The sequence below is a fragment of the Paratractidigestivibacter faecalis genome (assembly GCF_003416765.1).
Lineage (GTDB): Bacteria > Actinomycetota > Coriobacteriia > Coriobacteriales > Atopobiaceae > Paratractidigestivibacter > Paratractidigestivibacter faecalis.
In genome coordinates, this window is the sequence record NZ_QSNG01000001.1 from 1779315 (window position 1) to 1791848 (window position 12534).

Here is a 12534-nt window from a genome sequence, read left to right on the forward strand (position 1 = left end):
GAGCCAACTAACGACCAGGCCGTGGCCTCAACTCGGCGGTTCCAATTTAGTCACCCATTTTCAACGGTTTTGCCAGATAGAACAAAGCCAAGGACTTCTCCATCCATATTTGCTTCCAGGGTCCATCCCATGTCCTCGGCCAGCTTTTTTGCCGTCGAGAGGCCAAGTCCCAAGCCGCCATTGAGCCGTTTTGTACCCTCTCCTCGAAAACGTTCAAATAGACCAGACTCATCGGGTCTGGCGTCGCCCTTGATTAGGTTCGCTATTTCGAGAGTCCACGTGCTACCGTTTGACTTTTGAATTAGCCTTAGGGACCCATTTCCATGCCTAAGTGCATTGGAGACAAGATTGTCGATGATGCGCTTTAGCGCGCCCTCATCCGCCTCTACAAGGATTGCCTCATCCGCAAAGCCGATGACGGGCTCCCAGGCTCTTCTCGCGAGGTCTTCTTCGTAACCCCCCAACACCTCAAGGGTCACCGGCAGCAGCGCGACTGTTTTGAACTCATACTTCCGTTCCGGATCGCTCGCACGGACATAGAGGGCAAGCTGGTCAATCAGGTTTTCGACATCCCCGATTCTTCTTTCGGCGGCCCTCAGACGCGCCTGAGCCACTTCGGGTTTGCATTCCCCCATAGCCAGTTGAAGGTAGCCCTTAGCGCCCGTCAGGGGCGTACGCACGTCATGCGCCAGAGAAGATAAACCGCGCGAATATTCTATTGCCTCATTGCGAGCACCCGCAGCGGCAACCCGCGCTTTGTTCATATAGACGGACGCTTCGCGACAAAGCGCCTTCCACCCTTCTGTGGGAATCGACACCTTCAGGTCCTCTGATTCAAGCCCCTGGTTTTGGCGCATTGCATCAGCAACGCCATTGAGCTGCCGCTCGTAGATGAGGCATGCCAAGAAGAAGCCCAAGAAAAAGGATGCACCCACAATCGAATAGAACACTGCCGACGCCCTCTCCACGACTCGCGTATTTACTGATCAAGCAGCGAGACAGGCGTACGCCTCTGGTGCCTGAGCTCAATGACGACCGCCCCCAGCTCATGAAGCAGACGACCCAGCTCCGTCTCCCCGCACCCGGTGACCCTTATGAAGTGAAGCCCCTCGTCAGCGTCGAGCTCGATTGAGAGCGCCGAGGCCGGTAGCCTTTCGGAGAGAGCGGCGAAATCTTTAGCGAGGTTTGTCGTCCTGACCATGTGTGACTCGCCTCCCGCCTCTGAAAGCTGGCTCCCCTTCACAATGCCCCTTAAAGAGGGGCCGTCAAACGCCGCATAGGAATCAGCTCGGCATCTCAGCGAATCGGGGGATTTTGTCCCGCACACAAGAGTCAGCCCCATCTCTCTCGACACATCCCTGACCACTGACATGAACTCGCCTGCGTCGGCCGAGACGAGACCACGGCATGGTTCGTCAATCAACAGGATGCGCGGCTTATCCACGAGGGCAAGCGCAAGGTGGCCCAGACGACGCTCCAGAATGCCACATTCAGACACTCGCTTATCCCGGAAGTCGACCCCGGCAACATCCATTGCCTCAGCCGAGGCACTAACTGGATGTGGCACTCGGCGCCTCAGGGCGTAAGCCTGGACATTAGCGCGAAGGGTCGCATGCTCGAAGGCAAACGAGTCGCTTCGCATAAACGCCGGCTTGTTGCACACCCTATGCGCCGGCCGACCAAATAGTAGCGCCGCGCCTAAATCAGGCCGAGCCGTGCCAGATACAAGTGAGAGCACCGCTGAAACGGAACGGCCAGATCCGGTTATCACCCAAAACGCCCCCATGGGAATACTCAGGGACACGGAGTTCAGAACGGTCTCCCCACTATCGACTTTCGTAACGCCAGCGAGTTGGATGGCATTCACTGAGCCCGTCCCTTCTCAGCCGGTCGTACACGAAAGCCGACTCCCCAAACTGTATTTAGATAGGCATCCGTCCCCGTCGGTTTTAATTTTGATCGTATATTTGACACGTGAACATTGATCGTATTGGCATCGTCGCCGTAGGGTTGCCCCCATACCGCCTCAAATAGCTCAGGGCGCGTAAACACGCGGTTGGGCCTCTCCGCCATCAGGGCTATCAGGTCAAACTCCATTTTCGTTAACGGTATGAACTCTCCATCCACGTAAAAGCTCCGCGTTGATTTGTTGAGCGACCAACGACCTAAGGTGAGTTCATCGCAGACGAGGGGAGCCACCCCCGCATGACGCAATTGAACGGCAACGCGAGCGGCCAGTTCATCCAAGTCGAAAGGCTTTGCCAAATAGTCGTCAGCCCCAAGAGTTAAGAGCTCGACCTTGTCTCCAGGAGTGTCGCGAGCCGACATAATTAAAGTTGGCAAGCTGCGTCCGCTTGCGCGAATATAGCGAATCAGTGTCTCCCCGGGACAATCGGGAAGCATAAGATCACAAATCAGAACGTCGGGCCATTGCTTTGAGAGCCAACCAAGCGCCGAGACCCCATCGTGCATCACGACACACTTCAAACCATCCTTGTCCAATCGTTGGGCAACGACTTCAGCGATGTCTCGGTCATCCTCGACGATTAGGGCGAGCTTTTCCATCACAACCCCCGCTTCCCTCCGACGCAATCATACGCAAGAAGGGTTGCGCCAGAATAGAAGTTAGACTCTTATAACTTTCTTAATTCGCAGTTTAGCGCTGCCCAACTTATTTCGCTCACGCTTATCTACGTAGGCAGTACCCAGCAACGGAAAGGATTGACATGAGCGAGAACGTCAGCAGAAGAGGCTTTGTAAAGATGGCCTTCCTCACGGCAACGGGAGCGGCAGCATTCGCCGTTGCTCCCGGGCGAATCGCTCTTGCAGAAGAACCGCAAGAGCTTACCGCCGCAGATGAAGATTCACTCATCATCGAAGACGAAACTGGGACCTTCATCATTACCGTTGAAGAGAGCGGCGAGGTTCGCACCGTAACTGTCACCAACGCCGAAACCGGCCATTCCGATCAAATCATTTACGACATCAATCAGTCGACCGTATATTCGACTTACACTCAAGAGACGACAGCTCTAACCGGAGAGCTGGCCCTGCAGGACGAGAAACGAGTCGGCGGAGCAGCCCGAAGCCGCACGGCCTATTCGACAAGGCAAATTTCGTACGCTCAAATCAAGAGCGCGGCAGGAACAATCTCCTCTGCAGCGACACTCGCCGCTGCCATTCTCGCGTTTGTCCCCGGAGCTACCATGGCCGCAAGCGTCAGCAGTCTCGTAAGTGCGGTCGCGGGCGCGGTCAACAACGTAACCAGCCCCTCGACAAGCCACGGCGTTAAGGTGAGGATTGCAACGACCAAGTACTACCGTCGCGGCAACCACATCCCCTATCGAACTGTGAAGCAGGTAACCGGAGCGTCGCTGTATTAGAACATGTACCCGAAGGCGTGACCAGATATGACTCGCGAGAAGCTGAAGGCTCACATCAAACTCTGCGCCAAAGACCCACTTTGGTGGCTTCTCTTGCTTTGCATTGCCCTCTCGCTTTTCTTCAATATCCGCGAGAGGCTCGGGCTGGGCACGCCCAGCAAATGGGGAGGCTGGCTTTGCATCGCAACCGGGGCAACCGTTCTTGGTTCATGCGTTAGAAAGATATTCGTCGGCTCTTCTCGAGAAAGCACCGTCGAGAGTCGCGCAGCTTTGGGCGCCCTCGCCATCCTGACTTGCCTCTTTGGAATTGACGTCCTGCTTATGTAGTCACCGTGCCGCCCGTGCCATCAGACGTGGGCGGCACTTCTTTGTTACGCACTTCTCGACTTTCCGAGCGCTTGACTTGGAGCTGCTCCAGGGTGCGACAATCTCGTTGCTGTCGCGCGGCTGAGGGGCCGGCGGAGCGGACACCACCAACGAGAGGAGAGCGCATGGAGCCGTCGAAGGTCTACTTCTGCGACCTGCACACGCACATGGGCGATGGCCTGCCCAACAAGCTCAAGAGGCTCATCAAGGCAGCCGGCATCGGCCAGATTGACTTTGAGAACAAGTTCGTCGCCATCAAGATGCACCTGGGAGAGCCGGGCAACCTCAGCTACCTGCGGCCCAACTATGCTCGCGCCGTCGTGGACGTGGTGCGCGAGCTGGGCGGCAAGCCGTTCATCACCGACTGCAACACGCTCTACGTGGGTGGCCGCAAGAACGCCCTGGACCACCTGGACAGTGCCTACGCCAACGGCTTCAACCCCTTCCAGACCGGATGCCACACCATCATCGCCGACGGCCTCAGGGGCCTGGACGAGGTCGAGGTGCCCGTCGAGGGCGGCGAGTACGTCAAGAACGCCAAGATCGGCCGCGCCCTCATGGATGCCGACGTGGTCATCAGCCTCACCCACTTCAAGGGCCACGAGCAGGCCGGCTTTGGCGGCACCATGAAGAACCTGGGCATGGGCGGCGGCTCGCGCGCGGGCAAGATGGAGCAGCATGCCGCCGGCAAGCCCAGCGTCTCGCAGAAGAGGTGCATCGGGTGCCGCCAGTGCGAGAAGATCTGCGCCCACAGCGCCTTCTCGTTTGACCAGACCCACGAGCATGAGTTTGCCAACGGCAAGGTTCGCGAGGTCCACGTGGCCAGCATCGACCACAGCAAGTGCGTGGGCTGCGGCCGCTGCATCGCCGTGTGCAACCAGGACGCCATCCGCCCGGACTACAACCAGGCCGCTGAGGTGCTTAACTACAAGATCGCCGAGTACACCAAGGCCATCGTGGACGGCCGCCCGTGCTTCCACATCAGCCTGGCCATTGACGTGAGCCCCAACTGCGACTGCCACGACGAGAACGACAAGCCCATCGTCGGGGACATCGGCTTCTTTGCCAGCTTTGACCCCGTAGCCCTTGACCAGGCCTGCATTGACGCCGTCCAGGCCGCTGCCGCCCTGCCCGACACCGAGTACACCCACATGCACGACAAGCTCGAGGAGGCGGGCGAGCTGGACGAGGCCCACGCCAGCGACAAGTTCCACATCACCCACCCGGACACCGACTGGAAGTCCTGCATCGACCACGCCGAGATGATCGGCATCGGCACGCACGAGTACGAGCTCATCCGCGTGAAGTAGACCGGGCCAAGCGAGACAAGGGGGGGCGGGGTGGATGTCTCATCCGACGAGGCGTCCACCCCGCCACCTTCACCGGGGGCGGCCAAAAATGGCGGCACGCTGCTGACCTGCGGTTTTCTCGACAGGTCTTGCCGGCGCGTCCAAAACCGCGAACCCAAAACGTTTTTATCCCCGGTTAAGCACCCCGTTGGCACCGCAGCGGGCGGCCGCGAGAGATGCGGGGGCGCCCCGGAAGGGCAAAGACGCTGCGCGCCACGTCCTCGAGACGGGCTTGGCGCTCCCGGCCCTCCCCCGCGCTGGCGCGGCCCAGCGCCGCGTCATCGTCCAGGGCAATGGCAACCAGAAAGATCCTCCCCACCGCCGTGTTCGGCACGTTCCAGCGCATCCTCGACGTCGTTCTCATGAGAGCCCCTTCTCGCTTCTGGCCTGGCCCAAGCGCCCGGCGCATGGCCCGATGGTCTCCCACGCCGTGAGATCTCGGTAGGTTACAAACGTCCCAAACTTGGCGTCAGCGCTGGTCAGATGTACCATCCTGCGGCCCGGGAACCCAGTCAAAGAAGAAGTGCATGAGCTCCACGCGATTTGCGGTGCCGGTCTTGGCATTCATGCTGGCCACGTGCCGGTAGAACGCCGTGCGAGAAAGGCACAGGGTTCGCGCGAGGTCCTGCACGCTCTGGCGCGAGGTCACCATGGCCTGGAGCACCTCGGTCTCCCGCTCGGTGAGCGCGAACTCGAGGGCAAAGGCCGCCAGGCGCTCGTCGCTGGTGGGGGCGGCCAAGACAGGCGCGTCCTTCTCGTCAAACAGGGGAAGGGCCGGCTCCGGCCGCGGTCCCAGGATGACCAGGAAGGTCACGGCGAGCATGGCCGCAAGGATTGCCAGGATGACGGCGGTCTCGGCCAGAGCGCTTCTCTCCGAAACGAGCGCGAGCGCCGGTGCGGCCATCAGGAGCGAGACCGCGCTGTTGAGGGCGCCGCCCATGCCCGACCACAGCGCGTAGCAGCCGGACTCCCTCGCCACGAGCATGAAGGCCGAGGTGTAGAACACCACGAAGAAGCCCGAACCCAGATAGTAGACCGCGCTCGCCAGAGCCCACTGCGCTCCCTGCATCACCGCAAAGACGGCAAAACTTGCGAGCGTGGTCACCACCGCCATGAGCCCAGGCTCCCAGCGGTGGTCAAGGCGGTCCGTGACCTCGCCGGCAACCAGGGCAGATATTGCCAGGAGGAGCCTGGTCCAGGCGCCCAGGTCGGCCAGGCCGTCCGCCTGCGCGCTGGTGAGGTTGACGTCCACCGTAGAGAACACACAGGTCATGAGCGCTATAAGCAAGGCGAGAAGTGCCACTCCCCGCACGGGACGGCCCTGGCCGCCGGGTGCGGGAGGCCCCTCCAGGCCGACGCCGTCCTCCCCGAGGCAGCACGCGGCCAGGACGGGCATGGCAGCGGCAGGGGCCGCAAGCAGAAGAACCAGGACAACGGGTGTGGGCACCACGGCCATCAGCAGGCACTGGACCACGATGCCCGCGGCATACGCGCCGCCAACGGCGCGGGCGATTTCCGGTCCGTCGGCAAAGCGCCTGGCCAGCGCCTCATGGGCAGCGGCTCCGGCAAATCCCACGAAGAGCATGGTCGCAAGGCCGCTGGCCAGGAGCGCCAGGGCGCCCGGCACCAGGGATGTTGCCAGCAGGCCCACGGCAGACAGCGTGCCCGAGGCGTGGATCAGCGACGCAAACCCTGGCACGCGCATCCGGACGAGGGCATACAGCAGAAAGCCAACCAGGCTCGCGGTGGCAGCTACGGACTCGGCAAAGGCCACCGCGTCAGGCGGCAGAAAGGCCGCGGCGCGCTCGTCAAGAAGGGATTCCATGGAGAGAAACAGCACGTAGAACAGCGAGAGCGACACAATGGGGCGCATGGAGGCAAAGCCATCCTCCAACCTGGCCTTCCGTTCCATGGTGCCCTCCCCTCTCGGGTGCTTTTGGCCATTCTAGGCGGGCGGCGCGCCAGATACCCCGACGGCACGGGGCGGAATCGCCACGTTGACCCGAGTCAACGGCGGGCGGCAACAAAAAAGGCCGCCGGCAGACGCCGACGACCTTGTGCAATCGTGGTCGGGTTGACTGGATTCGAACCAGCGACCTCTCGGTCCCGAACCGAGCGCTCTACCAAGCTGAGCCACAACCCGATGCAAGGGAGAAGTTTAGCAGACTTTTTGCGGCTCGCCAACCGTCAATGTGGCAAAAGACCACCAGCCGCGCTTCTGGGCGGCGCGCTCGGCCAGCGCCCGCGCGTCCCCAAGGCTCTGGCAAACCGCAAAGACGCAGCTACCGGAGCCAGTCACCATGGCGGTGAGGGCCTCAGGCTGCTCGGCCATCCAGGCCTCGACCTCGGCGCAACCCGGCTGCAGGCGCTTGGCGGCCGGCGCCAGGTTGTTGTAGAGAAGCCCGCGCGCGGCTGCGGCGTCACCGGCGCGCAGCGCCTCGCAGATGGCGTCGTAGTCGGCGGGCACGGTGGGCTCCAGGTCAAACTCGTCGTAGGCGGCCTTGGCGGAGACGCCCTCGCCCTCGGGCATGACCAGCGCGACGGGCAGCGCCAGCCCGCCGAAGCGCTCCGTGAGGACGTCGCCTGCGCCCAGGTGCAGGGAGGGCACCGGGTCAAGGAAGAACGCCACGTCGGCTCCCACGCGGCGGGCGACTGCAACAACGCGCGGGTCGAGCGGCTCTGCGCCCCAGCGCTCGGCCAGCGCGCGGAGGGTGGCACCGGCGTCCGCGGACGAGCCGCCCAGGCCGGCCTTCTCGGGGATGCGGGCCGTCACGGTGATGCTGACGGCAGGCTCCACGCCCAGCTCCTCGGCCAAAAGGCACGCGGCCTTCCAGACCGTGGTCTTCTGCGGCGGCACGCACAGCGCGGGCTCATGCGTGACGGAGAGAGCGGGCGCGTCCTCTATGACGATGGTGTCAAACAGCGCGACGGGCGCCATAACGGAGTCGACGCGGTGGTAGCCGCGCTCGTCAAGCTGGGAGTGAATGCCCAGGTGGAGGTTGATTTTGCAAGGTGTCTGGACAGTCTGGCGACCTGGCATGTCCTAGGCCTTCCTACTGCTGCTCCTCGGCCACGTAGTCAAAGAGGCGCTCGCCGGAGTCAATGTCAAAGAGCTCGACGGTGCCGGTCAGGATGTCCACGTACTGGTAGGACTGGCGGGCGGTGCGGCCGCGGCGTTCCTCGACCTCGACCACAAAGAGGGAGGGGTGCACGTGCACGAGGGTGCCGGCGCGCTCGACGATGCGAGAGCGACCCATGTTGGCACGGACCTTGATGCGCTGGCCCTCGAGGTCCCTGAGTCGGTCTTTGATTTCGTCAACGCGGTTGACGGACGGAATCTCGTTCTCCATGGATACCCTCCAACGCCCAGCTTGGGCGGTAAACAGTCATATACGATTCTAAATGATACCCGCAAACGGTATTGACCTTGCACGCCTTTAGTGCTTCCCCACGACAAGAACACGGCCAAATACCACTTGCCAACGGGAGTCCGCCGCAGGCGGTCTACAATGCCCGTGAACGCCCGAGAGAAAGGACTTCCCATGAACCAGGACCGTCTTGCAAAGGTCAGGGCAAACCTCAGGAACCAGGGTCTTGAGCAGGCGCTTCTTGTCGACCCGCTCTCCATCTGGTGGCTGTGCGGCTACTACACCGAGCCCTACGAGCGCTTCCTTGCGCTCTACGTCCCCGCCGAGGGCACCCCGACGCTCTTCCTCAACCGCCTCTTCCCGGAGGCCGGCGGCGCCTGCGAGGACGTGCGCACCTTCAGCGACACCGACAACCCGGTGGCCCTGGTGGCCCAGGTCACCGACCACGCAAAGCCGCTCGGCGTGGACAAGGAGCTTGCGGCCCGCTGGCTCGTGCCCCTCATGGATGCCGGCTGCGCCACGACGTTTAGCCTGGCCAGCGCCGCCGTTGACGACGCCCGCTCCATCAAGGACGCCCGCGAGCGGGAGCTCATGCGCCACGCCTCCGCCACCAACGACGCCGCCATGGAGTGGCTGGCGTCCCAGGTGCGCCCCGGCGTGACCGAGCTCGAGATTGCCGACGGCCTCCTGGGCGAGTACCGTCGCCTGGGCGCCCAGGACCACTCGTTTGCGCCCATCGTGAGCTTTGGCGCCAACGGCGCGGACCCGCACCACGGCCCCGACGGCACCGCCTTCAACCGCGGCGACGTGGTCCTCTTTGACGTGGGCTGCAAGCAGGACTGGTACTGCTCCGACATGACACGCACGTTCTTCACCGCCGAGCCCACCGAGCACCAGCGCGCCGTCTACGAGACCGTGCGCCGCGCCAACGAGGCTGCCGAGAAGATCGTCCGACCCGGCGTGACGTTTGCCCAGATCGACCTCACCGCACGCAAGGTCATCGAGGACGCCGGCTGGGGCGAGTACTTCACGCATCGCCTTGGCCACCAGATCGGCCTCGTCGACCACGAGCCGGGCGACGTCTCCGCCACGCACGACGAGCCCGTCCGCGAGGGGCAGGTCTTCTCCATCGAGCCCGGCATCTACCTGCCCGGAGACATCGGCGTTCGCGTGGAGGACCTGGTCATCGTGACCGCCGACGGTTGCGAGGTCCTCAACCACTACAGCAAAGACCTCACGGTCCTCAACGTCTAGCGGCGCGAACAGCGCGCACTTCTCGCCTGGCGAGAAACACAAGAAGCGCCGCAGGCCACTGACCTGCGGCGCTTCTGCTTTGCCTGGGAAGGCTGCCCTCGGGACGCGACCTACGCCTCCGGGCAGAGGGCGAGGGCAGCCTCGTCGGCGACCACGACGCAGTTGGTGTGCAGCTGCAGGATGGACGCGGGGCACTGCGGGGTGACCGGACCAAAGCACATGTCACGCACGGCCTGGGCCTTCTTCTCGCCGTTGGCCACGATGACGATCATGCGGGCGTACATGATGGTCTGGGTGCCCATGGTGTAGGCCTGGCGCGGGACCTGGTCGATGCTGTCGAACAGGCGGCTGTTGGCCTGAATGGTGCTCTCGGTGAGGTCCACGCAGTGCGTGCCCTTGGAGAAGTGGTCATCGGGCTCGTTGAAGCCGATGTGGCCGTTGTTGCCGATGCCAAGGAGCTGCAGGTCAGGGTAGCCGGCGGCAGCGACCATGGCGTCGTACTCGGCGCAGGCGGCAGCGGCGTCGGGGTTGGCGCCGTCGGGCACGTGCGTGTTGTTGATGTCGATGTTGATGTGGTTGAAGAAGTTGTCGCGCATGAAGTAGTGGTAGCTCTGCGGGTCATCGTGGGAGAGGCCGCGGTACTCGTCCAGGTTGTAGGTGCTGACCTGCGAGAAGTCCACGTCGCCCTTCTGATACCACTCGGAGAGCTGCTTGTAGGCGCCAATGGGCGTGCTGCCGGTGGCAAGGCCGAGCACGCAGTCAGGCTTGAGGATGACCTGCGCGGAGATGAGGTTTGCGGCCTTGCGGCTCATGTCGGCATAGTCTTTTGCACGGACGATCTTCATGGGTGCACCCCTTCTGTTGGCGACCACCAGGGCGAGGTCGCAAAGACGGTGAGACGCACCCGCCACGTCGAGGCCCCTGCCCGTCCATGGCGGCCCGGGACGCGCCCGGTCGGCACCATCATGCCGCAAAAAGGTGCCGCTTGCCATGACTTTCAGGCAAGCGGCACACCTTGGCGACAAATACTCTGAGCTGGTATTTCTTTAGCGATGCCACCGTTGCGGGATGCCTGCGGGTGGCTCAGATTTAAGAACCAGGGAAGGGCTGTCCGGGGCCTTCCGGCCACCCCGGCGCTAGAGCCTGGAGGCAAGGTCCTTGAGCGCGTGGTAGCGGTGCGAGAGGTGGTTCTTCTCGCCGGGAGAAAGCTCGGCCATGGTGCGGCCCGGGGTCTCCACGGGCCAGAAGAGCGGGTCGTAGCCAAAGCCGTTGGAGCCGCGCAGCTCGTGGCCGATGACGCCCTGGACGTCGCCGTCGCCGCGCAGGACCTCCTGGCCGCGGACGAACACCACGCTGGAGTGGAAGTGCGCCGTGCGCTCCTCGTCGGCCACGTCCGTGAGCTCGACCAGCAGCTTCTGGTTGTTGGCCGCGTCGTTTCCGTGCTCGCCGGCCCAGCGCGCCGAGAAGATGCCCGGGGCGCCGTCCAGGGCGTCCACGCACAGGCCGGAGTCATCGGCCACGGCCATGGAGAGGCCCGTCTGCTCCTGGGCAGCACGCGCCTTGATGAGGGCGTTCTCGTAGAAGTCCGCGCCGTCCTCCACCGGGTCGGGGAAGTCCCCCAGCTCGCCGAGGGCCACAAAGCGCACGCCCGGCATGACCTCGGAGAGGATGGCCTCTATCTCCACGACCTTGTGCGCGTTGCCCGTGGCAACCACCACGGTCTTCTGCGGGTCAAGCGTCTTGATGTCAATCATTGATGTGGTTCCCTTCTGAATGAGAGAAAGGGACTGTTCCTTTTTCTCATCTGGAAAGTTGACAAAGGGACTGTCCCTTTGTCAACTTCTGAAGCCGGTGACCTGGTTCTGGATTTCGATGAGGTGGGCGACGCCGGCCTGGCCCATGTCCAGGAGGGCGTCCAGCTCGGCGCGGCTGAGCGTGGAGCGCTCGCCGGTGCCCTGGACCTCCACGATGCCGCCGACGTCGGTGCGGACCAGGTTGAGGTCCACGTCGGCGTGGCTGTCCTCGGGATAGTCCAGGTCAAGCAGGGGCTTGCCGCCCACGATGCCGCAGGAGACCGCGGCCACCTGGCCGGTCAGGGGCAGGCGCGGCAGCTTGCCGGCGTCCACCAGGCCCATGAGCGCGTCGTGCAGGGCCACCCAGGCACCCGTGACCGAGGCGGTACGGGTGCCGCCGTCCGCCTGGATGACGTCGCAGTCCAGGGTGATGGTGTACTCGCCCAGCTTGTCCAGGCGGCAGACGGCGCGCAGGCTGCGGCCGATGAGGCGCTCAATCTCCATGGAGCGGCCCTTGCGACCCTTGTACTCGCGCGGGGTGCGGCGGTTGGTGCTGGCGGGCAGCATGGCGTACTCGGCCGTGACCCATCCGGCGCCCTGGCCCTTGCGCCAGCGCGGCACGCACTCCTCAACGGTGGCGCAGCACAGCACGCGCGTGTCGCCGAACTCGGCCATGCAGGACCCGCTTGCGTTCTTGATGACGCCGGGAGTCAGCGTGACCGGGCGCATCTGGTCCGCGGCGCGGCCAAAGCTGCGCGCGGGCTTCTCGCCTGACGCGCCGTCCGGGGCACCGGTTGGGTTCTTGATGATGATGGGCACGTGAGTCCTTTCATCCAACAAGGCCCCCGGCCGCAAGCGCGGGCCGAGGGCCGGATTCTTCTGGTGGGCGATGAGGGGTTCGAACCCCCGACCTTGTGCGTGTAAGGCACCTGCGCTAGCCACTGCGCCAATCGCCCGAACAATGTGCGAGTGTACCATACGCCCGGCTTGGCGCCGCCAACGCCGTCCCAGGCCGTATACT

The 12534-nt window shown here is 63.4% G+C and carries 14 protein-coding genes, 2 tRNA genes and 1 pseudogene; 4 read left to right on the forward strand and 13 right to left on the reverse strand.

The features are described 5' to 3' along the window. Nucleotides 1–50: 50 nt before the first annotated feature. From DXV50_RS08005 to DXV50_RS08015, 4 genes and pseudogenes are all read right to left on the reverse strand, one after another. Complete coding sequence (locus DXV50_RS08005; RefSeq protein ID WP_117205698.1) at nucleotides 51–950, reverse strand: sensor histidine kinase; 900 nt, start codon at nucleotides 948–950, stop codon at nucleotides 51–53. A gap of 29 nt (nucleotides 951–979) precedes the next feature. Next, a complete protein-coding gene (locus tag DXV50_RS09615) occupies nucleotides 980–1372 on the reverse strand; it encodes a hypothetical protein (RefSeq protein ID WP_198666446.1) in 393 nt (130 codons plus the stop codon). Between the two features lie 45 nt (nucleotides 1373–1417). Next, nucleotides 1418–1867: pseudogene (locus tag DXV50_RS10095) on the reverse strand (hypothetical protein); the annotation flags it as partial. Further along, on the reverse strand, nucleotides 1864–2565 hold the full coding sequence (locus DXV50_RS08015; protein WP_117205700.1) for a response regulator transcription factor: 702 nt from the start codon (nucleotides 2563–2565) through the stop codon (nucleotides 1864–1866). The gene DXV50_RS08015 and the pseudogene DXV50_RS10095, both read right to left, overlap by 4 nt. Nucleotides 2566–2726: 161 nt before the next feature. Here DXV50_RS08015 and DXV50_RS08020 point away from each other — a divergent pair, with 161 nt between their 5' ends. The 3 genes from DXV50_RS08020 to DXV50_RS08030 all read left to right on the forward strand — a co-directional run bounded on the left by DXV50_RS08020 (nucleotide 2727) and on the right by DXV50_RS08030 (nucleotide 5059). After that, nucleotides 2727–3383: a hypothetical protein gene (locus DXV50_RS08020; RefSeq protein WP_117205701.1), complete on the forward strand. Its 657-nt coding sequence runs from the start codon at nucleotides 2727–2729 to the stop codon at nucleotides 3381–3383. 27 nt (nucleotides 3384–3410) lie between these two features. After that, the gene (locus DXV50_RS08025) at nucleotides 3411–3710 is read left to right on the forward strand and encodes a hypothetical protein (RefSeq protein ID WP_117205702.1); all 300 of its coding nucleotides are present in this window, start codon (nucleotides 3411–3413) and stop codon (nucleotides 3708–3710) included. A gap of 164 nt (nucleotides 3711–3874) precedes the next feature. Beyond that, complete coding sequence (locus tag DXV50_RS08030; RefSeq protein ID WP_117205703.1) at nucleotides 3875–5059, forward strand: DUF362 domain-containing protein; 1185 nt, start codon at nucleotides 3875–3877, stop codon at nucleotides 5057–5059. Between the two features lie 175 nt (nucleotides 5060–5234). Here DXV50_RS08030 and DXV50_RS08035 read toward each other — a convergent pair whose 3' ends face one another. The 5 genes from DXV50_RS08035 to DXV50_RS08055 all read right to left on the reverse strand — a co-directional run bounded on the left by DXV50_RS08035 (nucleotide 5235) and on the right by DXV50_RS08055 (nucleotide 8448). After that, on the reverse strand, nucleotides 5235–5462 hold the full coding sequence (locus tag DXV50_RS08035) for a hypothetical protein (protein ID WP_117205704.1): 228 nt from the start codon (nucleotides 5460–5462) through the stop codon (nucleotides 5235–5237). A gap of 105 nt (nucleotides 5463–5567) precedes the next feature. Beyond that, nucleotides 5568–7010 (reverse strand): helix-turn-helix transcriptional regulator, encoded by a 1443-nt coding sequence (locus tag DXV50_RS08040; RefSeq protein WP_147556703.1) that lies wholly within the window; start codon nucleotides 7008–7010, stop codon nucleotides 5568–5570. Nucleotides 7011–7164: 154 nt separating this feature from the next. Next, nucleotides 7165–7241, reverse strand: a tRNA-Pro gene (locus tag DXV50_RS08045). Nucleotides 7242–7256: 15 nt separating this feature from the next. Next, entirely contained in the window at nucleotides 7257–8138 is an 882-nt protein-coding gene (locus tag DXV50_RS08050) for a 4-(cytidine 5'-diphospho)-2-C-methyl-D-erythritol kinase (protein WP_117205706.1), read from the reverse strand. Nucleotides 8139–8151: 13 nt separating this feature from the next. After that, on the reverse strand, nucleotides 8152–8448 hold the full coding sequence (locus tag DXV50_RS08055; protein ID WP_117205707.1) for a Veg family protein: 297 nt from the start codon (nucleotides 8446–8448) through the stop codon (nucleotides 8152–8154). Between the two features lie 192 nt (nucleotides 8449–8640). Here DXV50_RS08055 and DXV50_RS08060 point away from each other — a divergent pair, with 192 nt between their 5' ends. Further along, complete coding sequence (locus DXV50_RS08060; RefSeq protein ID WP_117205708.1) at nucleotides 8641–9720, forward strand: M24 family metallopeptidase; 1080 nt, start codon at nucleotides 8641–8643, stop codon at nucleotides 9718–9720. A 110-nt stretch (nucleotides 9721–9830) separates the two neighbouring features. Here the strand turns inward: DXV50_RS08060 and nagB are convergent, their stop codons facing one another. From nagB to DXV50_RS08080, 4 genes are all read right to left on the reverse strand, one after another. Beyond that, on the reverse strand, nucleotides 9831–10565 hold the full coding sequence (nagB, locus tag DXV50_RS08065; RefSeq protein ID WP_117205709.1) for a glucosamine-6-phosphate deaminase: 735 nt from the start codon (nucleotides 10563–10565) through the stop codon (nucleotides 9831–9833). 291 nt (nucleotides 10566–10856) lie between these two features. Next, on the reverse strand, nucleotides 10857–11474 hold the full coding sequence (gene rdgB, locus DXV50_RS08070; protein ID WP_117205710.1) for an RdgB/HAM1 family non-canonical purine NTP pyrophosphatase: 618 nt from the start codon (nucleotides 11472–11474) through the stop codon (nucleotides 10857–10859). 81 nt (nucleotides 11475–11555) lie between these two features. Continuing rightward, the gene (rph, locus tag DXV50_RS08075) at nucleotides 11556–12326 is read right to left on the reverse strand and encodes a ribonuclease PH (RefSeq protein WP_269801656.1); all 771 of its coding nucleotides are present in this window, start codon (nucleotides 12324–12326) and stop codon (nucleotides 11556–11558) included. Between the two features lie 67 nt (nucleotides 12327–12393). Then, nucleotides 12394–12469, reverse strand: a tRNA-Val gene (locus DXV50_RS08080). Nucleotides 12470–12534: the final 65 nt, after the last annotated feature.

Coding starts and splice junctions, on each gene's coding strand:
- DXV50_RS08055 (WP_117205707.1), bottom strand. CDS start 8,448: ATGGAGAACGAGATTCCGTCCGTCAACCGCGTTGACGAAATCAAAGAC.
- rdgB (WP_117205710.1), bottom strand. CDS start 11,474: ATGATTGACATCAAGACGCTTGACCCGCAGAAGACCGTGGTGGTTGCC.
- DXV50_RS08040 (WP_147556703.1), bottom strand. CDS start 7,010: ATGGAACGGAAGGCCAGGTTGGAGGATGGCTTTGCCTCCATGCGCCCC.
- DXV50_RS08020 (WP_117205701.1), top strand. CDS start 2,727: ATGAGCGAGAACGTCAGCAGAAGAGGCTTTGTAAAGATGGCCTTCCTC.
- DXV50_RS08030 (WP_117205703.1), top strand. CDS start 3,875: ATGGAGCCGTCGAAGGTCTACTTCTGCGACCTGCACACGCACATGGGC.
- DXV50_RS09615 (WP_198666446.1), bottom strand. CDS start 1,372: ATGTCAGTGGTCAGGGATGTGTCGAGAGAGATGGGGCTGACTCTTGTG.
- DXV50_RS08060 (WP_117205708.1), top strand. CDS start 8,641: ATGAACCAGGACCGTCTTGCAAAGGTCAGGGCAAACCTCAGGAACCAG.
- DXV50_RS08050 (WP_117205706.1), bottom strand. CDS start 8,138: ATGCCAGGTCGCCAGACTGTCCAGACACCTTGCAAAATCAACCTCCAC.
- nagB (WP_117205709.1), bottom strand. CDS start 10,565: ATGAAGATCGTCCGTGCAAAAGACTATGCCGACATGAGCCGCAAGGCC.
- DXV50_RS08035 (WP_117205704.1), bottom strand. CDS start 5,462: ATGAGAACGACGTCGAGGATGCGCTGGAACGTGCCGAACACGGCGGTG.
- DXV50_RS08025 (WP_117205702.1), top strand. CDS start 3,411: ATGACTCGCGAGAAGCTGAAGGCTCACATCAAACTCTGCGCCAAAGAC.
- DXV50_RS08015 (WP_117205700.1), bottom strand. CDS start 2,565: ATGGAAAAGCTCGCCCTAATCGTCGAGGATGACCGAGACATCGCTGAA.